Source organism: Marivirga lumbricoides (assembly GCF_014636295.1).
Classification (GTDB): domain Bacteria; phylum Bacteroidota; class Bacteroidia; order Cytophagales; family Cyclobacteriaceae; genus Marivirga; species Marivirga lumbricoides.
Window position 1 is genome coordinate 62,779 of sequence record NZ_BMEC01000016.1, and the last position, 24,802, is coordinate 87,580.

General features: G+C 36.1%; 17 protein-coding genes and 1 pseudogene. 2 read left to right on the forward strand and 16 right to left on the reverse strand.

Translation table 11 applies throughout. From position 1 onward, the window contains the following. Positions 1-64: 64 nt before the first annotated feature. From IEV85_RS21360 to IEV85_RS21385, 6 genes and pseudogenes are all read right to left on the reverse strand, one after another. A complete protein-coding gene (locus IEV85_RS21360) occupies positions 65-835 on the reverse strand; it encodes a pirin family protein (protein ID WP_188467309.1) in 771 nt (256 codons plus the stop codon). An 83-nt stretch (positions 836-918) separates the two neighbouring features. Beyond that, positions 919-1,863 (reverse strand): NAD(P)-dependent alcohol dehydrogenase, encoded by a 945-nt coding sequence (locus IEV85_RS21365; RefSeq protein WP_188467310.1) that lies wholly within the window; start codon positions 1,861-1,863, stop codon positions 919-921. Positions 1,864-2,170: 307 nt separating this feature from the next. Next, positions 2,171-2,584 (reverse strand): ester cyclase, encoded by a 414-nt coding sequence (locus tag IEV85_RS21370; RefSeq protein ID WP_188467311.1) that lies wholly within the window; start codon positions 2,582-2,584, stop codon positions 2,171-2,173. After that, a complete protein-coding gene (locus tag IEV85_RS21375) occupies positions 2,581-3,351 on the reverse strand; it encodes an MBL fold metallo-hydrolase (protein WP_188467312.1) in 771 nt (256 codons plus the stop codon). Before IEV85_RS21375 ends, IEV85_RS21370 begins: the two co-directional genes overlap by 4 nt. A gap of 65 nt (positions 3,352-3,416) precedes the next feature. Further along, positions 3,417-4,403, reverse strand: a complete 987-nt coding sequence (locus tag IEV85_RS21380) for a helix-turn-helix domain-containing protein (protein ID WP_188467313.1) — start codon at positions 4,401-4,403, stop codon at positions 3,417-3,419. 9 nt (positions 4,404-4,412) lie between these two features. After that, a pseudogene (locus tag IEV85_RS21385) lies at positions 4,413-4,757 on the reverse strand (winged helix-turn-helix transcriptional regulator). A 197-nt stretch (positions 4,758-4,954) separates the two neighbouring features. Here IEV85_RS21385 and IEV85_RS21390 point away from each other — a divergent pair. Beyond that, positions 4,955-5,851, forward strand: coding sequence for an SDR family oxidoreductase (locus IEV85_RS21390; RefSeq protein WP_188467314.1), 897 nt, complete (start codon positions 4,955-4,957; stop codon positions 5,849-5,851). Positions 5,852-6,098: 247 nt separating this feature from the next. Here the strand turns inward: IEV85_RS21390 and IEV85_RS21395 are convergent, their stop codons facing one another. Beyond that, positions 6,099-6,836, reverse strand: coding sequence for a helix-turn-helix domain-containing protein (locus IEV85_RS21395; RefSeq protein ID WP_188467315.1), 738 nt, complete (start codon positions 6,834-6,836; stop codon positions 6,099-6,101). Positions 6,837-7,246: 410 nt separating this feature from the next. Between IEV85_RS21395 and IEV85_RS21400 the strand changes: the two genes are divergently transcribed. Next, positions 7,247-8,776 carry an OmpA family protein gene (locus tag IEV85_RS21400; protein ID WP_188467316.1) on the forward strand — a complete coding sequence of 510 codons (1,530 nt, stop codon included), beginning with the start codon at positions 7,247-7,249 and terminating at the stop codon, positions 8,774-8,776. 395 nt (positions 8,777-9,171) lie between these two features. Here IEV85_RS21400 and IEV85_RS21405 read toward each other — a convergent pair whose 3' ends face one another. The 9 genes from IEV85_RS21405 to IEV85_RS21445 form a co-directional block, all read right to left on the reverse strand. Beyond that, positions 9,172-9,990 (reverse strand): abortive infection family protein, encoded by an 819-nt coding sequence (locus IEV85_RS21405; protein WP_188467317.1) that lies wholly within the window; start codon positions 9,988-9,990, stop codon positions 9,172-9,174. Positions 9,991-10,095: 105 nt separating this feature from the next. Then, on the reverse strand, positions 10,096-12,492 hold the full coding sequence (locus IEV85_RS21410; RefSeq protein WP_188467318.1) for a T9SS type A sorting domain-containing protein: 2,397 nt from the start codon (positions 12,490-12,492) through the stop codon (positions 10,096-10,098). A gap of 254 nt (positions 12,493-12,746) precedes the next feature. Next, positions 12,747-13,331: a type II secretion system protein GspG gene (locus IEV85_RS21415; protein ID WP_188467319.1), complete on the reverse strand. Its 585-nt coding sequence runs from the start codon at positions 13,329-13,331 to the stop codon at positions 12,747-12,749. Between the two features lie 593 nt (positions 13,332-13,924). Continuing rightward, entirely contained in the window at positions 13,925-14,653 is a 729-nt protein-coding gene (locus IEV85_RS21420; protein WP_188467320.1) for a hypothetical protein, read from the reverse strand. 92 nt (positions 14,654-14,745) lie between these two features. Continuing rightward, on the reverse strand, positions 14,746-15,309 hold the full coding sequence (locus IEV85_RS21425) for a helix-turn-helix domain-containing protein (protein ID WP_188467321.1): 564 nt from the start codon (positions 15,307-15,309) through the stop codon (positions 14,746-14,748). Next, positions 15,306-15,647: a type II toxin-antitoxin system HigB family toxin gene (locus tag IEV85_RS21430; protein WP_188467322.1), complete on the reverse strand. Its 342-nt coding sequence runs from the start codon at positions 15,645-15,647 to the stop codon at positions 15,306-15,308. The genes IEV85_RS21425 and IEV85_RS21430 overlap by 4 nt, the downstream gene beginning before the upstream one ends. A 167-nt stretch (positions 15,648-15,814) precedes the next feature. Continuing rightward, a complete protein-coding gene (locus IEV85_RS21435; RefSeq protein ID WP_188467323.1) occupies positions 15,815-17,119 on the reverse strand; it encodes a M1 family metallopeptidase in 1,305 nt (434 codons plus the stop codon). 921 nt (positions 17,120-18,040) lie between these two features. After that, positions 18,041-18,622, reverse strand: a complete 582-nt coding sequence (locus tag IEV85_RS21440) for a hypothetical protein (RefSeq protein ID WP_188467324.1) — start codon at positions 18,620-18,622, stop codon at positions 18,041-18,043. Between the two features lie 228 nt (positions 18,623-18,850). Further along, positions 18,851-24,775, reverse strand: a complete 5,925-nt coding sequence (locus tag IEV85_RS21445; RefSeq protein WP_188467325.1) for a carboxypeptidase-like regulatory domain-containing protein — start codon at positions 24,773-24,775, stop codon at positions 18,851-18,853. Positions 24,776-24,802 lie beyond the last annotated feature (27 nt).

The window sequence follows — 24,802 nt, forward strand, 5'->3', positions numbered from 1 at the left end:
AAATTGTTTTTGATTAATTATAAGACAAAGGTGCATAGTGGTGGATCCATAAACTTGTATCAGATCACTGACCTTTGTTCGTCAACTGCTTCTGATTGCCACTATACATGCCTTTTTCAAAATATACAGAGTCCGTTTGTGTGGTAAAGAGTACTATGTCGCTTGTTTCTAAAGCCTTGAAAACAGGATTTTCATTTTCGATCAAAACACTTTCCCCTGAGGTAATAATGGTGTTTTCATTGACCTGTATTTTCCCCTTCATCAGATAGAATAAGGAGGCGATGTTGTAGGAATTGTCATTCGGTAATTCTATTTGATGGTCTTGCTCCAGGCGTGTGTCCATCAGCCAGGTATTGCTCCTTATTTGGAGCGGATAGTCCTCACCTCTACCTGCAATTTTTCGCCACCGATTGAGGCTGTAGACTTCCTCTAGGTCATGAAATTGTACCTGGGGCTTTAACCCTTCCGTTTCCGGTCTGATGAAGATTTGCAAACCCTCCAATGTACCTCCTTCTATCAGGGTTTTCTCTTCATGATAGAAGCGTGCTCCTGCATTCATCATCATGAGTTTCTGATTGGAGATGATGTCAGTGAACCTTTCTGAGTCCAGGTGGTTTACTTGCCCACTTCGCAAATAAGTAAGTATTTCATCATCCTGATGAGGGTGCATGGGGATCAATGTTCCTGGGGTAATATTGGCCTGGTCTATTCGGCCAATGGTAGCAAAACCTGTATCGTTTAGTTGCGGGCGGATAAGACCGGGATACAAAATTTGTATCCCAAATCCACCTTGTTGCTTACCATATTTGATGGTATTGTCAATCTTGGTTATCATGTTCTTTGATTTTTATCTGTGAGGAAAAGGTGGTTTGCCACAAGCTTGAATACTTATGTCATACCACTGTTTTGTGATAGCTCTTAGCCGATTTCAACTACTATCTTGCCGACATAACCACCCTTTTCAGCATATTGGTAGGCTTCCATGGTTTGCTCAAAAGGAAACACCTTGTTCACTTCTATTTGCAAGTCCTTGTCGATTGCAGAACGGAGTGTATCTATGATCTTAGATGATGGACTGGATAGAATTACCACGTGTTTTTTACCTGTGAACAGGTTATTGATCAGTGAAGTAGGAATGTCAATAGGCTGCGGTATAGGGTTTAAGAATAATGATTTGGGCTTCATTATTCGTTTGGCATTGGCATAACCCATTTTGCCGGAGAGATCAACAACTATGTCATAGGTGATCGACTCTTCAAGTACATCTACCTTGGTGTAGTCTATGACATTACTAGCTCCCCATTTTTGAGCATATGCCAATCCTTTGGTACTGCTAACGGCTGTAACATCTGCACCTTTCTGCTTTAACAGTTGAAGTAAAAACATCCCAAAACCACCTGTAGCGCCATTCACTAGGATTTTCGTTTGAGGCTTGATCGTACCCATTTTTTGCAGAGCAGTTGCGGCAGCTGTTCCTACTACAGGAATGGACGCAGCCTGTGCAAAACTTATGTGTTCAGGCTTTTTCCAAACCAAAGAGGCGCTTACTGCAACATACTCGGCTAATGCACCTTCTTTCATTAAGTTTTTGACGACCCCAAAAACAGCATCCCCTTTTTTGAGGTGTGTAACCTCTGGACCAACGGCTTCTACTATGCCCGCAAAATCAGCCCCCGTATGCTTAGGGAATTTGGAGCCAGACATCAGTTTCATTTCACCCTTTCTGATTTTCCAATCCATCGGGTTGATAGAAACAGCTTTGACCTTGATTAACACTTGATTGGGTTGAATAGAAGGTTTGGTTTCTTTTACTGTTTGTAACACTTCTGTATTGCCAAACTTTTGATATGCTATTGCTTTCATGATATTTTGTTTATTGTTTCAAAATGATATCACAAAGCTGCATATCAGCGTATCCGAAAAATTGTATCAAATCACTGTTATGCTTGCAGATTTGATTTTGGTTGATTCACCGTCTTGTAAAAAATGAATCATCGCTTTTTTTGAAAAGGAGGTGTATTAATCGTCTTAATAAAGCTATAAAATCCCAAAGCAGAATTTAGAAGCCGGCTCTGGGGTTTTGTATTTTTGCTCATTAGTAAATTTCTATAAGATCATTATTCATTTTAATTGCTTTCGAAGAACACCTGCAGAAAGGACGTCTTCGGCATTACAGAGTAGCCTGCTCTTCAATATCTGTTCGGTCAAAATGCGCACGCTTTTCGATAATCTTACCATCTTCTACTGTCAACCACATCATCAAGGAAAAGCGAATTTGATTCCCCTTAGGCTCCAGTCCCATCAAAGGATTTTTGGAATGTACGCCCTCATGAATCATATAGGCCGCTACTTTATTGCCTTCTGCAATCAAGTCTATTATTCGGAATGAAAACTCCCCAAAGGCATCAAAATTTTTCTTCTCTGAGGCCACAAAGCCTTCTGCTCCCGGTATGGGATGATCTACCTGTACATAAAAGGTGAAATCTTTGTGCAAGAAGGTGCTCGCTGCCTCATAGTCCTCCCGATCTACAGCAGCGTAAAAGTCACGCACCAATTGCTTATTTAATTCTTGTATGCTCTTCATGATATACTAATGGTTTCTCCGTCCTCTGGAATGATAATGCTGTCGTTGATTGATTTTTGATCTACAAATTGTCTCAATTCTTTCCGCGTGAGGGTATTGTGGTATACACCTTCCATATGCACCACTATGATCTCAGCTTTAGGTGCTGCCTGATGGGTACTATAAATATCCTCTTTGTTCATCACCAACTGATCCCCAATAATGAAGCGGTTATCTCCACCATTTACCACGATCACTTCCGGATCGTATTTATCAATGCTCTTTTGGACTTCATCATACCATACGGTATCACCAGCGATATAAAGCGTTTTTTCTGATGGGTGACGCATGACCATCCCCGTCACTTGACCAGCTAGGTTTAGGATAAAGCCTTTGCCATGCTGCGCTTTGGTTCTGCTCAATTGTATATCGCCAAATGTTGAGTGCTCACCCAATACTTCCACATTGGTGAATCCCTGCTTGCGGATGACCTTTTTGTCATTTTCATCCTGCACAAAGACTTTGATATCCTTAGGTAGCGCATCGGCAGCTGCCTGGTCCCAGTGATCAAAGTGCAAGTGGGTCAGGAACAAAAAGTCTATATCCTTGATGATCTCTTCGATAGAAATTGGTAGCTCATTGTTCGGGTTTCTTTTCCAATTCCAGTCTTTGGCCGGCATAGGGCCGCGGGCTAATGCTCCTTTTTTGGCAAACATGGGGTCTACCAACATTTTCTTTCCCGCATATTCCACCACCATCGTGGCGTTTCTTATCAATTGTACTTTCATTTTGTATGTCGTTTGATTATGATACAAAAGTACAGCGGTGCCCAGGTATGCTTTCTACCTATTCCTTATGATAAACTACCATTTTGATAAGCGGCTTGAAATTCAGTGGCGGTAGCACCCGTCTGATTCTTAAAAAAACGCATCAGATGATTGGGCTCAGAATACCCCAAATCAAAGGCAATCTGGCTGATGCTTTTACCAGAGTACAATAGCTCGTTTTTGATCTCGGTCAACAGCCTGTTTTTCAGAATATCGGTGGCCGTTTGGTTGAATTGCGCTTTTACCGCCTTATTTAGGGTAATACGGCTGATGCCCATTAACTCACTATAATCTTCTATGCGCTGCTTCTCTCTGATGTGTTGCTCCAGTAGCTTTTTGAAAGCATAAGCATGGTTGGAAGTCTCAATCTGAAAGGGCAGATTATTGATCAGGGCATAATCCCTATTGAGCCGATGTAGCAAATAATAGATCAGCGAACGAATGATGTGCGCACTATCCATATTGGGAGCAACCAATTCCGTTTTTATCTCTCTCAGAATATTGCAGAGCCCCTGTATTTTGTCCGTATCCAGATCTAGCTTGAGAGGGTGGTCATATTGATAAAAGTAAAGCAGCTTGTAAGTGAACAGCTTGTCAGCAAAAAAATCATTCAGAAACTCCTCCTTGAATATTAAAATAGTGAACTCCAATTCTGCCAAATCCACTTCCCATTTTTTGAGTTGATAGGGAGAGACAAATAAAATGGTGTTGTCCCTAATCAGGATTTTTCTATTGTCAATGAATGCATAGCCATTTCCTTTTTTGAAAACGATGATCTCAAAATAATCCGCATTGTGTGTTTCGGATAGCATGTAGGCCTCTGCCACCCAAGCATCATTCAAGACATTGAGTAAAAAATCAACACCACATTCGGTCTTATTGAAATGTATGGTTTTCAAGGGTCTGCTCTTTATGGATTTACTGTAATCAAGTTTTTTAACTTTCGCATTACTTTTAAAACAGAGAAGGAGTTTCGCATCTATTAGCCATACTCCACTCACCTGTAAAGTCATTGTGTGGATTTAAGACTCTACCGAAAGATTCTCCAGGCCAAATTCACCAAGTATTTGTGCAATAGGTAAGGTCTTTAACCCCAGTGCTGTTAAACGATATTCTACTCTAGGAGGTATTTCTGGATAAGCTTTTTTGTGCACAAGTTTGTGTTAAACCAGGTAGTTTAGTTCCTGAATCAACATCTTCTCACTAATCCCAATAACCTTACGCTTGATTTCCCCATATCTCAACACATTTTCCCCTATTTCAAATAGAATAAGCAGTGTCCATTTTCCACCCAAAAGACTTAGCGTCCTTCTTACCGGGCAATTGATTTCTCCACAGTATTCATTTTTTTTCAAAATTTTTTCCATTGATAATCAGTTAATCTAACCAATAAGTAAGCACCTAACATTTTGGTAAGTACTTGAACAAAAGTAAGTATTCGTCTAGCTTTGTACAAGTTTTAATCAAAAAAGGACTTAAAGTCAGCGCATCATTATAGGCTGAATTAAACTAAGAAACATTTACTCCCTGAGGAAGGGGTGTTTTTAACTATTCAAAAATCAATATGAAGATTCTAGTATTTGGAGCCACAGGCTCGCAACAATTTCATGTAATTAGTGAAGCTCAAAAAAAGGGTGCAGATATTTTTGCTGCCACGAGTTCTGAAAAGAGTTTAGAAAAATTAAAGCAGGCAGGTGCCACTCCGGTGTTGGGTGACATGTCCAAGGCTGAAAAAATGATGGAAATTACCAAGGGAATGGATGCTGTGGCCTTACTGATACCTGTTTCGCTGGCTAATCCACTGGATGGTCTGCAGTACGCTAAAAATGTAATCGATGCATCCAAAAAGAATGGTGTAAAGAAAATCGTGTGGAATGCAAGTGGTTGGTTAACTCCTGAAAAAATAGGAATACCCGGAGAAGATGTCAAACTCGATATTAGAGATCACCTTCAAAACAGTGGAGTTGATTTCGTTATCATAGAACCGACCATCTATATGGAAAATATGATGGGGCCCTTTTGTGCACCCTTTGTAATCAATGAGAAAAAGTTAGCATATCCTACTCCAGAAGCAATGCCTATAGGCTGGATAGCCTCCAGAGATGTGAGTGCATTTGTCGTAGAGGCCATTTACAACCCAGATTTGAAAGCAGATACTTTCCAGATCAGTGGAATGGATAACCTCAAGGGGAATGATTTAGCCAAACAATTCTCTTTAGGGCTGGGTGAAGAAGTAAGTTATTACCCTATGCCTGCAAAAGAATTTGGCGAAATGTTAAAACCATTTGTTGGAGAAGCTGGCGCGGCAGGTGTTGCGTCCTATTATGAAGGTTTGCAAAACAGTACGGAATATCCTCTGAAATACAACACTAATATGGAGGGAATATTAGAAAAGCTGCCAGTGAATATGACTTCTGTAGAAAGCTGGGTCAAAGCAAATAAATCTGCGTTTGTAGGCTAATTATTTCAGGAAATTGAGTGCTCTTTGGAGAATACTCAATTTCCCTACTAATCAACCGCATTATACTACCGGAGACCTTTCCCCCGAAGAATACCAGTAGCTGAGAGAGGTAGGAATAGAAGAAGTAATGGGAAAAATGAATAACCATTTTTTGAAAAAGAGATGTAAATATCATTTTCAACTGACTGAATAAAACTCCAAAGCAATATTTAGATAGCCGACTTTGGGGTTTTATTTTTTCTTCTCACTAGTAAATCTCTATAAGATCGCTATTCATTTTTAGCGCTTTTGGTGGCATACCGAACATCTCATACATGTATTTATTGAACTGTGACTGATCATAGAATCCAGTAGCATATGCAATATCAGTTAGGTTTCTATCTTTCTCGGTTAGCGTTAGAATGATTGCGTGGCGCAACCTGGTCCATAATAAATACTTTGATAGGCTACTACCGGTTTGTTCTTTAAACAAAGCTGCTAATCTGGATGGGGAGAGATAGACAATATCAGCAAAGGTTTGGGGCGTGATGCCCTGATTAGCGTACTTGGAATGAATGTATTCTATAATTTGTAAAACCCTTTCATCGTAATCTAAAGTTGGGATTTGGGAAAGGAGTGCGTTAATAATGGTATAAATATCATAGGTTTCCTTTTCTAAAGAGAAGAAAGAACTCGTTTCGGAAGGCGAATTGAAGACTAAATAATCCTCATTAGGCTGAAACCTGCCAGATAGCTCTAATCCAACAGAAGAATAAGGTTCAATATTTACCACATTTAAAGTTCCATCTTCTGCAACGCAATGATGTTTTACCTGCGGTTTGATGATGAAGCCATGTATTTTCTCACACAGCTGCCCGTTAATGGTGGAATTAAATGGTGAGTCATTTGACAAAACCATTTGAAAAGCAGAATGATGGTGAATTTCTACTGTGAGATTACGGGCTTTTAAAGCAAGGATAAATGGGTTGACCAATTGTTTAATCATATTCAATTTCAATGAAAAATATACTTTAATATATTTATTTTTTAAGGAATATTTAAGATAAAGGTTTCGCTTTCTGGTTTTCAGTTAATAATTACATTGTTGGTTACTAACAATACAATTTGTAGACCCTTACAAACATCTGATTGCGCTTTTAACTCTATAAATATTCAAGTATATGTAATGTTGATATAGAAGAAAAGCTAATATAATTTATTTTATCTTTTTCACTATACTATATCATTGCCTGAAAATCTGTCTCAATGCTATTTTCAATTGTAAGATGCAGCTTATGTATAAAGCTTTGCTAATGCCAATCTGCTTACTTTTATCAAATTCTGTCCAAGTCTCTGTAGTTTCCAACTCTCCTTTCTACTTTATTTTATTTATATTAACTCGAAATTAATGAGATTATGCAAAAAATAGTCATCGGATTGCTTTTACTGAGTTTTACAACGGTAGCCATTGCACAAAAGCGGAAGCTCCCGCCCAATGTTTCCAGCTTCAGTGATAATGAATATGCCCCCAAATTAACAGCTGATGGCCGCACCATCATTTATCTATCTGATAATACGATGTCAGGAGAAACGGAACTGTTTATCAGTTACGCCATGGGCAGCAATAACTGGAAACCAGGGAAAGCTATGGACATCCCCAATCAGGATATGATACCTTTCGGTGCCTACAACCTTTCATATGATGGTCAGCAATTTATCTATTCCACTAAAAAAGGACCCAAAATTGGTGGCTATGATATTCAATTTCAGCAAAGGGATGGCAGTAAGTGGAGTGCTCTTGTCAACCCGGGCAAGCCTTTAAACTCCACCTTACATGAGATGGATCCCACGCTTTCAGCAGATGGCAAAACTTTGTACTTCAGTCGCTGTGAAACGCTGGAACCCAATACTGGCAACTGTAAACTCTTTGCAGCTGAGTACTTAGGCAATAACTACTGGAAAGAGCCACAGGAAATCGAGCTGGATCTGGTGTCTTCATCTTTTGTGAATCCGGTGATTTTACCCGATAATAAAACCCTTTATTTTGCGGCACTGAACAGCAGTGGAGATTACGATTTTTATATGAGCCGAAAGGAAGGCGATAGCTGGAGCAAGCCTGTTGCTATGGACTTTTTAAACACAGATGCACACGATCGCTACCTTGGTGTTACCGCTTTGGGTGATGTAGTGTACACCCATGAAGAAGATAAAAATGGCTACGACTTGTATATGGTGAAAGTACCGGAGGAGTTTCAACCAGCCAAGGTGTATTACCTGGAAGGAACCGTCACTAACTTGCCTGCTAAGGCATTGGTGAAGGCTACGGATATTGAGACCGGAGAAGAACTGGCTCGTCTAATCCTCGACCCGGAGGAAAAAACCTTTGGGGTTTATTTACCTGAGGGCCATCAGGTTGATTTTTCAATCGAAACTAAAGAATCCGGATTCGGCTATTTTAGTGAGTTTTTCGATTTAGAAGGATTGGAATCTTCTAAAAAAGTGGTGAAGGATATCACATTGCCTACTTTGCATAGCGGTGAGCAATATCCACTTTCCACTACTTTTAAAGAGCAATCCTCAGACTTCGATGCTGGCACTGAAGAAGAACTGAACAGACTGATCTCGTTGATGAAGCAAAACCGTTCATTCCACTTTAATTTGGAGGTATATCAGCAAAACATCACCGAGTCGGAACAGTATGCTGATAATTTGCCTGAAATTCGCTACGATACCCTCGCAGCGGCAGCAGGATCTGCGGAAGAAATAGTGACCATTTACCATAATGACTTAACCCAAAAAAGAGCCGATGCCATTAAAGCTTATTTGCTGAGAAAAGGCGTGCCGGAAAGCATGTTCAGCACAAGCGGAAAGGGCAAAAATTCTGACATGGATTATACGGAATCGGGTAAAACTGTTGACCATAAGGTGGTTTTTCGATTAGAGTAGCAGTGGTTGAGTAAAATTATAGCTGGATTGAAAGGCGAAATACTGATGTTTTTACAAGGCTCCCCTGTCAACTCAATAGTTCTAATGGTTTGGTTATAAGTTGAAATGGCTTTTCAAGCTGATTTTAACGCTTAATGTTATGAGTAATAGCGGGCTTCGGAGCTATACATTGTCAACCCGAGATGATGTTGATGCGAGCCACAAACCTTGAAGGTTACTACTTTTCCACTATTATGTATGACACATTATTGGTGGTAGTTATTCTATTCTCGACACTATTTTATCAATTACTGTATCATCTAAACTGATAGCTTGTCCTCTATAATTTGAATATCCATCTTTAAGTTTATTGAATATATTTTCACATTTTTTTAATCATCTTTTCACGAATTCTTTTAAAATGGTAAATCGTCAATATCTATTTCTTCAGTTTCTTTTTCTGCTTTAATAGAAGGTCTTTCAACTGCTTCAATAAAACGAATAACATTCGAAATATCATTCAATATTAATATGCTTTCATTGTAATTAAGAATTGGATTGTCATGAGCAAAACTCTGATTATTTCGCACATGATTAAATGCTTCCATAACTGAAATCGAAGACTTCAATATTCTAACTGTCATTTCTGACTCGAGTATCTTTTCTTGTTGCAAGTGTTTTACATATCCTCCAAATAAAGAATGCAATGCAGTATCTTTATCGTATCCAATTGAATATTTATCACAAAGTTCTCTTACGTACTTAATTACAAATGTATGCAATCTATCGAGAGCTGTTTCTGGTTCATTTTTTTCAATACTTTCACGAATTGTTTTTGCTAGCAGACTAAAATCTTTGTCATTATTGGTCGCTTTTATAGCTTCGATGTTTTCAACAGGACTATCTTGTTTTAAACGTTCACCAATTTTATTACAAGCATCAATTAATTGCTTACTATCTTCGTCTTTTGAAAAAAGATTTTTTGCAAATCCATACTCAATCATTTTATGAATAATATCTCCAGCTAAATAATTCAATTCAAATTTCCAGAAAGCTCGTAATCTATTAGCTTTTGAACCACTATTATATTCATACTTTTCAGAATATATTTCAATCCCAAAATTTTCTAATACAAAAGCTTCAAATGTTGCATTAGAGAAATCTAACACATAACCATCTTCTAATTGAAATAGTCTCTCTAATTGTATACGCTCAATACTTGTTATATCCGACATTCTCTCATCTGGTTAAATACCGCCAATGCTAATTGTATGAATCGTAGCATTGGAAATGCGTTGGCTTTGTGTGGCTATGATTTCATACATGATGTTAGCAACTGATTATTCCACAATTAGTTTTCTAGTTATTTCCTGATCCTTAGTGATAATTCTTGCAATGTATAATCCAGATCGTAAATTATCTAATTTTAATTTACCGTTTTGAATCAAAGACTCTTGACATAGTACTCCTTGACTATTAAATAATTGGATTTTTGTATTCTGGTTTAAGGTTGTAATTATTAATTCGCCAGAAGATGGGATTGGATTGGGGTAAATATCTACAATTTCACTATCAGTGGTTGAAATGTATGTAATAGTACTACTCGACTCTATCCTTGCCGATGAATTCATTCCAGAATTTGCTCCTGAACATTCCACGTTATAGCTATCGTAAATCAAACTGAGGTTATCTATTGACGAAGTACCATTTCCCATATAGCCTTCTGTTTCTGTTTGTAGGGAAAGAAATGTAGTAATTTCTTCACCAGAAGAGTTGTCAAAATTACCATTAATCATAATGTCTGTACTGAATGAACTGTTGTTGTAAAAACTTCCATTTGAATGATTACTAATGGAAGACACACCATCACCTTTAAAGATTTGGGTTTGGCTATTATCTCTAGGGTTAAATGCTACAAACACTTCATCACTTCCATCGCCATTATAATCTCCCGAAGTAAGTGAGGCAGTAACCCACCAGTCATCACTGTAAAAACTTCCATTCCCCAGATTGGTGATAGAATTAATTCCATCTCCACTAAATATTTGAGTTTGGCTATTGTCAGGAGCATTAAATGCTACAAAAACTTCATCTCTATTGTTTGGATCGCCATCATAATTACCTGCCGTTAGAGCTTGAGTAGTCCACCAAGTACTGCTGTAAATACTGCTTCCTGATGTGTTTAATGAATTGATCCCATTACCCTTAAAAACTTGTGTGCCACTATTATCAGGTTCATTAAGTGCCGTAATTAGTTCAATGCTTCCATTTCCATTAAAATCTCCTGAGGTTAACGCTCTTGTCTTCCACCATGTGCTTGACCAAAGGTTTCCATAGTTCGTTGCTGATGTTACTCCATCACCTCGTTTTATTTCTGTTCTGTTCGTGTTATCGGTTAGTGCATTGAAAGCTGTAATTAGTTCTGGAGTGCCATCTCCATTAAAATCATTCATTTCTAAAGCATCAATATGCCAATATTTGCTTTTATAAATTACCTTAGAAAGGTAATTTCCTTTATTGGGTTCAGACCTAACTAGTTTGGTAAAATTATCATAGTTATAAGCAGCAAATAACTCATCAATTCCATCGTTATTTATATCACCAGATGTAGCAGCGCCAACCACTTCACATTGAGGGTGCTCACTAATGACGAAATTCCCACTTCCAGAAGCGGTTGAGGCATTATAGGGGATTGTTATTCGGGCACAGTAACCAATATCTCGTTGGTCTTGAGAGCAGTACTTGGTTCCATCCCATGTAAATGACGGATAAGGGAAAGTGAATACATTGTTGTAAAGTTCAGTTCCTATGCTTGATCCTTCATCTTTTAGTTGACCAGAACACTTACATCCTTCAGCACCTTCCGTACAATGCCAATCTGTTACAAACCCAGAATTGCCAGATTGCTCAATATAGTTACCTAAGACTTTGTTATAGTTGCTACTGTTGCGCAATCTAATGGGGTCACCACTACATAGACCAATATAATTATCTTTAATAGTGTTATTAGAAGCATTATTAGAAAGGTATAAAGCATGAAGTAATTTCGGGCCAGAAGAATTTTCTATTTTATAGAAAATATTAGATTCGATGGTATTCCATTCACTGTTACTTATACCAACAGCAGAGAAGCTATATCCGGTATTTGAAGAAAATTTATTTCCAATGTTTATAAAAATATTACTTATTAATGTGTTATGGCTGTTTTGTAATGAGTTATTTCGTGTGCAAGTTGTTGTGTCGTAATCAGATACTCCCAATGAAATTCCATTTAAGTAGTTTTGAATTGTTAAACCTTCAATCCATAAGTTGGTTCTTTTGTATCTTTTTCCTAGTCTCAAAAACACCCCTTTGTTAGCATCATTTAAATTAGAACCATCAAATATTACTTTTTCGTCATTATATGCTAATATTTTCAAAGGTTTAGTTGTGTCAGATGATGTTGCATACCATAGAATATTGTTATCCTTGTACAATCCACCTTTAATATATATAACAATCTTATCTGTAATCTCACCATCTACTTGGTTTCCAGTGTAGTAGTACGCTCTTATATATTTTTGAGCGCTGTCAAGACTTGGAACAACTGATGAAAAAAGCGCATTGTTGTCATCAGGTACTGGCATTGAAATATCGTTTGGATTACTCGACATTAAAATGTATTTGGTGGCATTTAATTGTGTGGAGAATAATAAGGAAACAATAATTCCTAACGTATTATAGGTAGTTCTTTTCATTTAGTAGTATTAATTTTTTAACAAGCGCATAATAACATAAAAGTTGCCACTATTTGCGAAATATCGGATATAATAACAATTAATCTGCTATTATTTCTTTTTTGCCGAAAACCTTCCCGTACAAAGGGAAGCTCGTGAAGGTTCATACAGCCGATTATGTTCTATTGAATGAAACTATATAGCTTAGGGGAGAATTATCTGCTGAATTTATGGAAGCAATTGGCAAATGTATTTTTAAGTTATTTTATACACTTTTAGTTTTTGCGTACAATATCATCTTCAGTATTAAATTTACCGTCAACACCTGAAGAAGTTAGTACAAAGCCTTCTTGAGTCAGGTTGTATCTATACTTATTTCCCCAACTATCAGTAGCCCATGATTCCCAAATAGGTTTACTATGTACAAATTCATTAAAGTCTTGAGGATATTTTTTATTACGGACTTTATACTTATTTAGTGCAAAACTTATCTCGATCATTTCGTTCTCAGTATGCTCAACGTTGAGATATTCCGTTGTTACATATTCACCTCCTCGATACATTGACATATAAAATAAATAGAAAACAGAAGGAATCACTACCACGGCTATTAGTACACTAAAGGATAAATTTGTTAGGGCTTTTTTCCTACTGGCTATTTTTTCCATTCTTAGATAGACATCCGTGACTGAAATCACAATCATTATCAAATACGGATAGTACAGTGGGATATCAGGTAACAGGAAAACCAGGGCAAAAGGAAGCAAAAAAAAGGCTATTCCTAATAAATATCTTTTTAGATAAAATTGACCAGTTCCCGGAATTAAACTTGACAATATGAATGGTAATAGTATGTTCATTTATAATGGTTATTATTAACAAAGCCTCTATAAAATGCATTTTCTGTATTTTACTACCGAAGTGCTAAAGTAGCGAAGCTAAATCACACCTACAACCGTGACCATAAACTAATGACTAGATAAGGGAAAAGGAGAGAAGCACACTGCCAGCTAAAAGTTTAAATGTAGAAAGTTTGACAAAACGGTGAATTACCTACAATGTCTGCTAGAAGCATTGAGCAAATTTATGTTAGCGAATGTGTAGGTAGTTTTTAGTTTCTATACACATACAGTCGAATTTCGTTTTCGTGCGCGAACATGAAAAGATATGCGTTAATGTCGTTATCACTTTTCCATTTTGTGTCAAGTCTCCCAGAATCCGGATCATTAAGGGAAGGAATAGGCTCACCTAGAACCTCGGTTATGATTTGTTTAATTGATTTGTATTTACGTTCGAATACCTCTCTTAACTCGGTTCGATTCATGCTGTTATTAGACCGATCCCCAGACTTGAATTCACTCCAATTGTAGCCTGCAACTTTAAGGTTCTTTTCATTCTTGGTGTAGAAGTAGCTTGAATGCCCATCGAAATATGGACATTCAATCCTTCGATACTATAGCGGGTTGCCAAAGGTATAATTCTTAAAATACGGATATATTCCTTCTCCTAAGGAATAATAATGACCAAGAGAAACGTCTTCTGAGTTAAGTGAATCTTCAAAAACTAGCATTGATTCAAGATTTAAACCTTCTGAGCTTATAAACCCAGTGTTCACCTTTGTTAGATGTTGTTTAAAAAGTTGTTCTCCATTTTCCACATTGAGTTCTGAGTTTAGGAGACAGGTTGAATCAATTTTTGGTTTGGGAACTATTATTGGTTCGATCTCAATTTCTTGAAATGAAGTGATTTTTAAGGAGTAGATATTATATGCCCACATTTCAGTTGATGAAATATCTGGAGTCAATGGATGAGTAGAAGTTCTTTTATACTTCCCTCTTCCCTTGATATCAATCATGAGTTCATATTGTAGCGATTTGTCAAGTCCGTTTTTCATTACCAGTAAAACGGTTCTGCGAGTTCCAAATGTTCCAATTGCAAAAATTCCTTGTATTTGATTGGCATTAAGATCATCATCTAGCAAACTAAATGCTGAACTCATTTTGAGTTCATTTTCAAATGGTTCTGTTGACACAATGAAATAGGAAAGGTTGCCAGAACTATCTCTAGAAAGTTCAAGCATGAATTTGCTGTTAAGTTGAATGGCTTCAATGTCTTTCAGCTTTTGCCCATTTGCAAAAGGAACAACCAAGATTAAGACAAGAAAAACAATCAGTATTCTCATACTTTCCGAGAGTATATTATTACCTCTACAACGGTCAAGTATAAGCAGTCGTTTTAATGCCGCTTATACATTTTTAGCATTATTTCTTTAACTTAAATTGCAAGGTCGAAGTCTTCAGAGCTCAGTTTTAACTTTTTATTACCAAGGGCAGTCAACGTTTTTTTTACTCTTACTCGTTGTGGTTGTGATAATGTTGTAGGTATCAAATACTTGATATTAATTTTTAAAAGTCGATGAATAATTACCATGTCATTCATTCCGAATGGTACTATACCATTCATTAGTTCAGACATGTAAGTTTTGCTCTTGTGGCCTAAAATTTCTCCTAATTGTTGTTGAGTTAATCCAGCTGCCTTTAATTTATTCTTTATAAGTTCTTTTCTACGATGAAGAAATAATCTTTCCTTTTCAGCAATTAATTCAGCTATTTCTGATTCTCGAAGTTTATCATCGTTAATTACACTCTTAGGAGCCCAATTCTTATTTTCATATTTTTCGATTAAGTCCCTTAGTTTTTGACGAATCGGTTTTAGTCGAGAATTAGATTTAGATAAAATACGCAGCTTTCGATCAACAATCAAAGCACGCTCATATTCTAGCTCGTTACGTAAATGACCAATTTCAAATACCTCTTCTATGTCAAATTGTGTTTTCATTCTATATAATCATTTGTTCTTAACCACTTAGCAATTGTATCCTTATTGTTCTTAAAAGTAGTTTCATATTCATCGTGCGTCCCTACCCAAGCAACAGTTGCTTCTCCATCATCAACTTCAATCAGTATTAAAGCTCTATGGATATTAATGTCAAAGAAATAGAAGCCATCATTGTGCACACAGTCAGCGTCTGGCCTAGATTTTTTTAACTCATCAACATCCTTCCAATTATTTTTTTCAATATCTTCTATGAGCCTTTCTATCTCTTGAACAAGCTTAGTATTACCGATGTTTTTTCTTTTCAACTTTTCAAGCTTCTTTTTTCCAGTCAATCTCATTGCTACGTACAAATATAATAAAAGTTCGGAAAATAACCGAACAAATTAATGCAATCTTAAAACTAGCGCTTTTTCCTGATCATGTTTATTAATGCTAACGTTAAATGTATGAATCGTAGCTTTGGTCTGTGCGTTTGCCTTGCGCAGCTATGATTTCACACATAATGTTATCTCTCGTTTTTATAAACCCATTCATTGAAAAATTCATCTAGCTGAGTACCTGATGATTCCTCAAAGGCTTTCTGAAAGTCAGTTGTTTCAACAGACTCCCCAAAATATTTGGTAGTATAAAATTTAATTGCGTCCCAAAATATTTCATCACCCATTTTTTCTCTTAATAGGTGCAATACATAAGCTCCTTTAAAGTAGACTAAGTTTCGATCATCGCTTGATGGGTTTGACCAATTCGCAAAAACCAGAGACTTATCGTTACCTCGGTTTTTTATAGCTTCATATACTTCATAGTAAGAATCTATATCGGATTGATATTTTTCTTCACCGAAGCGATATTCATTGTAAGCTGCAGACAGGTAAGTCGCCATTGCTTCGTTAAGCCAAAAGTGATTCCAGCTCTTACAAGTAACTCGATTACCCCACCATTGATGAGCCAGTTCATGTGAAATCAAATTTGTTTCAGTGCTGTCTTGCAATACTAACTTTCCATAGGTGTCTTTCAAAGTTGAATAGCCTGACATCTCTTGATAATGGTCTCCAATGAGTATTTGGGAATATCTAGATTGATCATATTTCACACCGGATTTCTCTTCAAAAAAAGAAATCATCATGGGTGTTTCTTTGAAGATGGTCATTAGCTGGCCAGAAGTATAATCTTGTGAGTAGTATCTAAGTAGTACTTCTCCTGATTTTTCTTCCGCTTGGTTGAAATTGCCGATGGCAAATCCATAGGTGTAGGTGGGTGATTCATAATTCTGTTGATAGGAATATTGTATTTTACCATTCTTTCGCACCTGGCTCACTAGCCGGCCACTTGCAATACAGTCTTTATCCGATGGAATAGATATATTCAGATGGAACAAGGCTTTATCTCCGGGTGAATCATTACAGATCATCCATTGGCTTGTCGAATATATAGTAAAGGTTTGTCCGCGATCCGAGTCGAACAAAAGCCCATTTGTCGGATTTCCATGATAATCAATCGTTAGTTCGGTTTCCTTTTTTTCCCTTTCCGACAATTTAATGGTTAAACTACCATCCCTATTCTCAAAACCTACAACATTGTCCCCAGTTACCTTATCAATTCTAAGGTTTCCAGACTTAAATACTACCGAATTAGCATCATTTTCGATGTGAAACTTAATGACAACAGTACCGCTAATGTATTTCTTCTCAATATCAGGCTCAATTGTCAAGTCATAGCTAATAACATCTAGTTCAAAATCATTAGGGCTGGCTTGAACAGATACTGTAAGCAAAAGTACTATTGAAAAGATGGATATATTCTTAGTAAACATATTTAATGAGAGATAACGTTAAGATATAAGAAACGTAAGTGATTTCGAAGCTCTTACCTATCAATTTGCACTGAGCTAAATTTGCTTTTGGACACAAATTTAAAGTATCCAAACAACCAATCAAATCACAGATTTAGCGGAGCTGATTAAATGCTTGAAAGTTTCGTAAACCACTGAGCCACTTATGATTTTTTAGCATACATTGTTATAGCCTGTTCATTTTCCGCTCGAATTTTTTTAACTTCATTTCCTTTGAGAAAATCCCAATTCTGGGACTTCTCACGTGTAAGCTGTAAAACTCAGTCCTAGAAGTCACAACGTCATCAATCGCATACAAAACGGAAGTTACACAGGATGGTACCGAAAAAACCTTTGAATTCTCCTGCGATGTCTCTTGGTACAGCCCTAATATCAGTTTGGGGTTTGATTCTAGAAATACTTCAGTGCAGTCGGTTCCACCTTCATGAATCAAAATCGTATCAGATGAGATTGAACCTTTAAGGACTTTTTCTATTAAAAAATATCCGACCGAAGTTTCAGCGTTTCTATGAAACTCACCAATCACTATAGCATCAAAATCTTTTGCTTGATTCAAAAAGTTGTTCCCAAAGGACTGAGAGCAAGAACATGCTATTAAGTCGGTTAAGACTAGAAGGACTACTAATGTCAAACAAAGCTTTTTCATCAATAATTTCTGGTGTACGAATAGGCTATAACGCTCTGTGTATGGACAGTAGGGCAGATGCGAAGTACTTCACTTTCGGTTTACCACTTAGCCAAAACAAACGTTTTTACTTTTAATTTTCTTAGTGTTAAACGTCAAAACTTTGTTTTGGCGTTGCCTGCTCAAAGAACAGGACTTTCAATTTATCTCTAAATGCCCTATTGGCTATACACCTTGTTGCATTAGTTTCTTTTCTTTTAAAAAGCTCTTTTCCAATAGTTATGATAATTCACCTTCCCTATGAGCTTTTTTATAATTCCTGGATAATCATATTGGATTTTATACTCATAGGAATTAGCAGGCTCATGTACAAAAGAACTATCAATTCTATTTTTTAGAAAATGTATTGTCAAGTTGTAAAAAGAGTCATCTACACTTTTTGGATTATTTTCTTCTGGTAATGTTTGCCCTTCTTCAAATTTGAAATATTTCGAGGCACTATCCGTATATAGCCTTCTTATTGGTTCTCCATTTCGAAAGAAATCAAATGATAAAGCACTTATAGTATCGTACTGGTAGAAAGTCATTATATCATGATTTTTGGAGATTTTAGACTTAACTGTTTCACTTGAAATAAAATGAGAGTCACAGCGAATTATCGTAGCGTTTTCAATAAATGAAAAGACAATTTTTCCTTTAGTTTGAAAACCATTCCAATAATCATTCAAACTACTTCTATTGGTTAATTCAAATGAATCAATTTCAAGTAATTCGAATAACTCATTTTGTTTGTTTTCGAAATTTTCGTTTATGATTATTCCCTGTAGCTTTAGTCCCATTTTTCAAGTTAATGCCAACAAGAGCAAATAACATAAAAGTTGTCATTATTTGCGAAATATCGGATATAATAACAATTAATCTGCTATTATTTCTTCCTTATCGGAAACCTTTCTCCTACAAAAAATAAGTTTGTGCTGGTTCAGGTAGCCTGATTAAGTTCCTTTATAAATATAGAAGAATTATTTTATTCCATGGGAAGTCTTTACAGCACCTTACCATTTAAACTTTCACTTTACCTCCACTTTCTTAATTTCATTGTTCGCGTTAAAAGTAGGGAAATACATGAGCTCTATTTTTGCAGGATTTAAAGTGTAGGTTCCTGAATAACGTGGCATCAAGTTAACCTCATAGGTGTAATCTCCTTTAGGAAGTCTTTCGATAAAAATAGAAGTCTTATTTTTAAAGTACTCTCGATGCGCTTCGCCTCTTAAATTATTAGGTTTCTCAGCATAAGAACAAGACCCAGGAATAGGAATATTGATCATCACATATTCTGCATCTTTTTTAACCTTTACATTCACCAGTAATTTGATTTCCTGGCCAGCGGTCAACCTATTAATACCTCCTTCAAATTGTGAACTGATTGTAAAATCTCCTTTTTTAGAAACTGGCGTACTATTCCAGAACCTTTGGTAGCTGGTAAAGTATACAGGGAAATCTCCACTTTTGGATAGAGTGATATTTACGTCAGGCTGTAACTTCATCTCAAAAGGAAACTCGTTCACTGTTTGATTTATATCTCCTGATAAAGTGATAGAGGGCTTGCTGAATTCTTTTTCCCCATTCAACAAATCAGGCAAAATAGTTTCTATAACCTTGGCTGACTCATAGGTGTTTCTCCAATAACCATTGTTCCTTTTTTCAAGAAAATAGCCTCTCATTTTTTGCAATTGTTTCTGGTAATTACCTGAGTCAGTCTGCAGAATTTGATAGGCCAGCAAAGTGTTTGGCAGGTCATTGGTAATCAAATCATCTTCCAAAGAATCATTTTCAAAGTACACGTTACCGAATAAAGTACTTTTTTGGTAGGTAAGCAGCGTATCTACATCATAATCCAATTGGCACAATTGCTTTAAACGAGTAAGTGAAAGCATCGCACTTAATGATTTATTCCTTCGCTCTTCAAGTGAATTGATGTAGGAGGAATAAGCAACTTTAGCATCCAAAAGCTGGAGAATTCTTAATATCCTGATACTTTTTTCAAAGTCTGGTTCGTTCTCTAATTCCCAAACCATTTGCTGTGTTATCTGATCCTTATCGATTTTAGTTTCATATCCTTGCTTTTCTGCAAATACCATAGCTTCCAAAGCATGAAGACTAATCCATTCATTGAAGCCGGAGTTTTCCCACCATCCCCAAAGCCCTCTGGAGGTTTGGTTTTTATGAAGTAGACGAATTAGTCTTTTAATTTCTCTTTCATTATCAAATTTTTGTTCCTGAAATTCTATCAGGCTTTTCTCAACTAATAAAGCTTTTAGTTTAGAAGCTATTTGCTCATTACAGTAATATTCATAGCGAAGCACATGGCTGATTTCGTCCTTTATAATCTCAAGTAAATCTGCCCGGGCATATAAATTAACCTCCCCTAAATCAGGATTGAAATTTAAGCTAAAGGTGGTGTCATTTTCAAGTGAATAAAAAGCACCTTCTGTTTCTTCCAACCCTGCAGGAAAAATTGGTATATGCTTTTCTTCTCCGTCAAAATATCCATCTTCTTTTTCCATGAAATACTTAAGGGTAATTGAATCTGCCGGTGCGATAATTTTCAGGCTATCAAGAATTGAGTTTTTTAAAATCCTGCTATTGTTGAATTGAACCTGGTCATTAATCTCAAACTGACTTTTAATTTTCAAAGAGTCACTACTATAATTAAGCACCTTACCAATAGCTATAGCTGTATCATTTTCAATTAAAAAACGAGGCACAGCCAATTGAGCCATCAAAGGTTTATAAGATTTTATGAAGCTTTTAGTCTGTCCTGATTGTTTTTTACTATTCATGGCCAAATAGAATGTTTCCCACTCGGTTACATCATCAGGAAACACCACCTCAAAACTAGTTTTACCATTTTTATCAGTTTTTAGTGCAGGTTGCCAGAATGCATAATCAGAAAAATCATTCCTTATTGTACTTGCCTGAGAAGCAGATTCAAAAAATGCTTCGTCATAATCAGCTCCTTTAGAGGAAAGCGAGAGAGTTTTCTTAAATGCACCTTCTTCTGTATCGATAATTACTACTCCATTAGCAGCTTGAGCCCCATAAATTGCAGTAGCAGATTCACCTTTTAAAACCTCTATTCCTTTAATAATATTTGGATCTAATTCAGCTATATCTCCGGTGTAAACCATCCCATTTATAATATATAAAGGAGTGCCCTCAAAGGATTGAGTAGCTTCACCTCTGATTTTAATTTCAACACTACCTCCTGGAGATTCTGAGCTAATAGCTACCCCAGCCACTTTGCCTTGTAAGCCATTTGCAAAATTGATATTTGGAACGGAGGCTGTTAAACTTGACCTTTGCACTATCCCATATCCTGTTACAACCACTTCACTTAATTGCTGAACATCAGCCTGAAGTCCAATATTTACTGTATTGCCGCTAATCTCCTTTTCCTGACTAACCATACCTATAAAAGAAAATTGCAGGGTAGTATAACCATAGGGTACTTTCAAGGAGTAATAGCCTTCCAAATCAGTATTTGTGCCAAAGGTCGTTCCTTTAATTAATACATTTACTCTTGGTAGTGGCTCCTCAGTATTTTCATCATACACATAACCTCCTACTATTTCGCCTGCTCCAGAATACTTAAACCTTTCCCTATAGGCAAGGGAAATCTCATTTTTTGCCTCATTGTATGGTGCTTCTTTGAATAGATTAGCTTCTATAATTTTATTGATTTCAATACTAAAACTATCCTGCTTCAATGTTTCAGGTTTTGTGTATGCGTAATAATTAAGGCCATTTACTTTTATATTTATAGAATCTTCAATATGATATTTAGAATCAGAGTAAAAGAAAATTAATTGATGATAACCTTTCTCCAAATCATGGAAAAAAGTGGTTCTTCCTGGGTAAACTCTAATAAATTCAGGATCATCATAGCGAAATACTAACACATTGATAGGTTGTTCGGTGAGCTTACTCTTCTCATTTTCTTGTTCCACCAATAAACGTCCAGCTCCTTTAATTGTGAAGTTAGGATAAGAATACCTGGCTTTTAAAGCTCTTTTTGCATCTAAATAACTTTGCCAGATTTTTGTGAGTTCCTGCTCTGTAATAACACTATCCGTTAAGTTTTTATTAAGCTCATATGAATTTAATACCCTGGGATATTGTGTGGTGGAAACACTTCTCATTTTTAATAATTTGGGAGCAAAATCATACTCAAAATAAGGCTCGTGCTGAAAGTCTGTAGAATAGCTATCCATTAAATGGAAGGTTACATCTCCTACAATAGGACCTGCAAGAGCTTGATGCCTCTGAGTACTGGATGCACCATTCAGCAATTGTACTGTCTTGCCTTGTTTTATATAAGCAAAGCGCTCTCCAAAATTATTACGATAAGGAAATATGTATTTGTATAAAAAATTTCTCTCACTATTACTGAGTTGAGGTTCAGCTTCTATAAAACTAACTCTCTCATGATTACTTTTTTCATCAATACTAAAAATTAACTTTTCGCCTGAATTGAAGTAAAGGCTATCAATTGTGAAAATCTTTTTCTGGGTTCTTAATTTTACCTGATGAAAGCCACTATCAATTCTAAAAGAATAAGGATTGGTATGATTAGCCCAACTAAAATACACTGGTTTTCCATCGACATATACTACATGAATGGCTTCTGGTGCTCCTTCATTGAAAACAAAAGGAGAAAACTGCGTGATGGAATCCGAAGTGGTATAAGTAAATTTTCTGATGGTATTCTCCGGATAAATAAATTGATAATATTCTATAGAATCAAGCCTGGCTTTTTCCTTCCATTGTTGATAATTAAGAAGTTTCTCAGATGAAAGTTGAAAATTACTATTATTAAAATTAAACAAATTGATCAACTCCTTATGCTTTCTTTCTTTTCCCAAGTAGGGCAAAGAAGGGGCTCGGTAACCAAACTTTTTAGTGAGAGAAAATGCTGTTATATCTACGTTTTCCACAGGTTTGCCTTTCGAGTCAGTAATGGTTAGTTCTACCTTGGATTTTTGGCCTGGGTAAACAATTCTTGGCTGTATTATATCAACATTAAGTTCCTTTTCCCTCAAGGGTATCTCATAATCTTCCTCAACAATTTCTCCTCCCCAAAGATATTGCAGAGAGATAAAATAGTTTTTCTTTGAGTTGGTCTTTCTTTTATAAATCAGTTCCTTGGTATAGCCGGAAGCAATTTCTCTATTCTTTTTATAGAGTGTATAATTAAAAGGCAAGTTTCGCGGATTATCTACTTGTATAATAAGTGAGTCAGGGTTCCTCTCAGAAAAACATTGAATCAAAGAGGGTTGACTTGAGAGGTCAAAAGACTTCTCAAGGCTATCTGATTTAATCGTATACCTGGAAAAATACTGATTGTAGGGTATTAAAACAGGTGTCTGTCCTTCAAATACCAATGTTTTATTGCCGAAATTATCTACTCGATTTACGCTTACTTTCTTTTGGTCTTCAACTCCATTTTTTTCATACCATAACTTTATTGAGTCGGTATTCAATAAGATTTTAAAATCTTTCTTGTGATAGAAGTAAGTAAATTTTTGACTTTTTGAAAGGACTTCATTATCCGAGGTAATTAACTTAACATTTACATTGTATTCAAAATTCAAAGCAGGAAATTGATAATCATTTAAGATGATTTCGGTCTCTTTTTGAGGGTCTAGTGGTTTCTCTATGTACAATAATGTATCAGGAACAAAAAGGTCAGAATGAAAGAATTCCTCAATTTCAAGAGGCGTCACCAAAATTTCTAATCTACCATCCAGTAGATTTAAATCATTTTCATTAGTTCCTTTTGCAAAAAGCGTTACTGAATCACCTTTATAATGAGCCTGCTTTTCTGATCTTAAATTAAGTTTTATGCTTTTTAGCTCATATTCTTCATATTTAAAATAACTACTTATATAAACCTTTTCATCATCAGACTCTAATTTCACTCTGTAATCTCTGTCTAGTTGCAAATCCAATGAATCATGCAATATAAAATCAGTCTCATAAGCTCCCTTCCTATAAGGGTAAATAGTAGCAAGTTTAATATCCTTTCCCTTATGATAAATACTGGCAATCAAGCGTTTTTGGATTGGCTTACCATTTTCCTTTACCACAAAAGCCTTCAGTCTTACGGTGTCACCAGGTAAATATTTAGGTTTATTAAAAACCATATAACCCGTATGTTTATCTTCATTCCTGTAACCATAATAATCACAATAATACTCATCAAAAATGCAAGCTGTGTTGTGATAAGCCCTTACAAAAAATTCCTTAATTTGATAAATTGTTCCTTGAGGCCACCACCTCACTAATGACTTCACTCCATCAATAGGAATATAAATTGTGAATTTCACAGGTTTCCAGACGTACTTAAGAGGTGTACCATAAACTACTTTTCGGAAAGCACGCTTTGACCATGGATTATTATAGCGTCTCTCTAAGTTATAAAAAGCGCTAAAATCATTTACTTTCACTCTTAATAAGCCTTTGGAATTAGCTTTTCGGATTATATAGACACTGTCTTGTTTGTTAAATTCAACTCTTCTACTACCGATATTGACTTCCGCATCAGGAATAAGGTCACCCTGCAATCCATAGACTTGAATTTGAAAATCTGTATTATTGTTTAGAATAAAAACTTCAAAATTCTGGATGCTTGTAATTGAAATATTTTGTTGATTCCCTTCACTATATATTTTCAAGTAGTGTCCTTCTGAAAGTGGTTTTTGATAGTTTTTATCAGTAGGAAAAGAATCTATTTTAGTATGTAGAAAAGTAGAATCAAATTTCCAGTGGCTATTTTTATAGATTTTCTGAGCTTGTTCATTATTGATTTTATAGATGTAGGTGAAAAAACTGCTTTTACGGCTTTGCAATAACCCCTGCCCTACTACATTAAGCTGAGTTATAAAAAACAACCAAAAAAGGAAATAGCCAGATACTTTGTAAAATTTGCTCATATTTCTTTTACGTTTCTGATAAAGATG

Coding starts and splice junctions, on each gene's coding strand:
- IEV85_RS21410 (WP_188467318.1), bottom strand. CDS start 12,492: ATGAAAAGAACTACCTATAATACGTTAGGAATTATTGTTTCCTTATTA.
- IEV85_RS21360 (WP_188467309.1), bottom strand. CDS start 835: ATGATAACCAAGATTGACAATACCATCAAATATGGTAAGCAACAAGGT.
- IEV85_RS21425 (WP_188467321.1), bottom strand. CDS start 15,309: ATGAAAACACAATTTGACATAGAAGAGGTATTTGAAATTGGTCATTTA.
- IEV85_RS21365 (WP_188467310.1), bottom strand. CDS start 1,863: ATGAAAGCAATAGCATATCAAAAGTTTGGCAATACAGAAGTGTTACAA.
- IEV85_RS21415 (WP_188467319.1), bottom strand. CDS start 13,331: ATGAACATACTATTACCATTCATATTGTCAAGTTTAATTCCGGGAACT.
- IEV85_RS21445 (WP_188467325.1), bottom strand. CDS start 24,775: ATGAGCAAATTTTACAAAGTATCTGGCTATTTCCTTTTTTGGTTGTTT.
- IEV85_RS21390 (WP_188467314.1), top strand. CDS start 4,955: ATGAAGATTCTAGTATTTGGAGCCACAGGCTCGCAACAATTTCATGTA.
- IEV85_RS21400 (WP_188467316.1), top strand. CDS start 7,247: ATGCAAAAAATAGTCATCGGATTGCTTTTACTGAGTTTTACAACGGTA.
- IEV85_RS21405 (WP_188467317.1), bottom strand. CDS start 9,990: ATGTCGGATATAACAAGTATTGAGCGTATACAATTAGAGAGACTATTT.
- IEV85_RS21370 (WP_188467311.1), bottom strand. CDS start 2,584: ATGAAGAGCATACAAGAATTAAATAAGCAATTGGTGCGTGACTTTTAC.
- IEV85_RS21430 (WP_188467322.1), bottom strand. CDS start 15,647: ATGAGATTGACTGGAAAAAAGAAGCTTGAAAAGTTGAAAAGAAAAAAC.
- IEV85_RS21375 (WP_188467312.1), bottom strand. CDS start 3,351: ATGAAAGTACAATTGATAAGAAACGCCACGATGGTGGTGGAATATGCG.
- IEV85_RS21395 (WP_188467315.1), bottom strand. CDS start 6,836: ATGATTAAACAATTGGTCAACCCATTTATCCTTGCTTTAAAAGCCCGT.
- IEV85_RS21420 (WP_188467320.1), bottom strand. CDS start 14,653: ATGAGAATACTGATTGTTTTTCTTGTCTTAATCTTGGTTGTTCCTTTT.
- IEV85_RS21380 (WP_188467313.1), bottom strand. CDS start 4,403: ATGACTTTACAGGTGAGTGGAGTATGGCTAATAGATGCGAAACTCCTT.
- IEV85_RS21435 (WP_188467323.1), bottom strand. CDS start 17,119: ATGTTTACTAAGAATATATCCATCTTTTCAATAGTACTTTTGCTTACA.
- IEV85_RS21440 (WP_188467324.1), bottom strand. CDS start 18,622: ATGGGACTAAAGCTACAGGGAATAATCATAAACGAAAATTTCGAAAAC.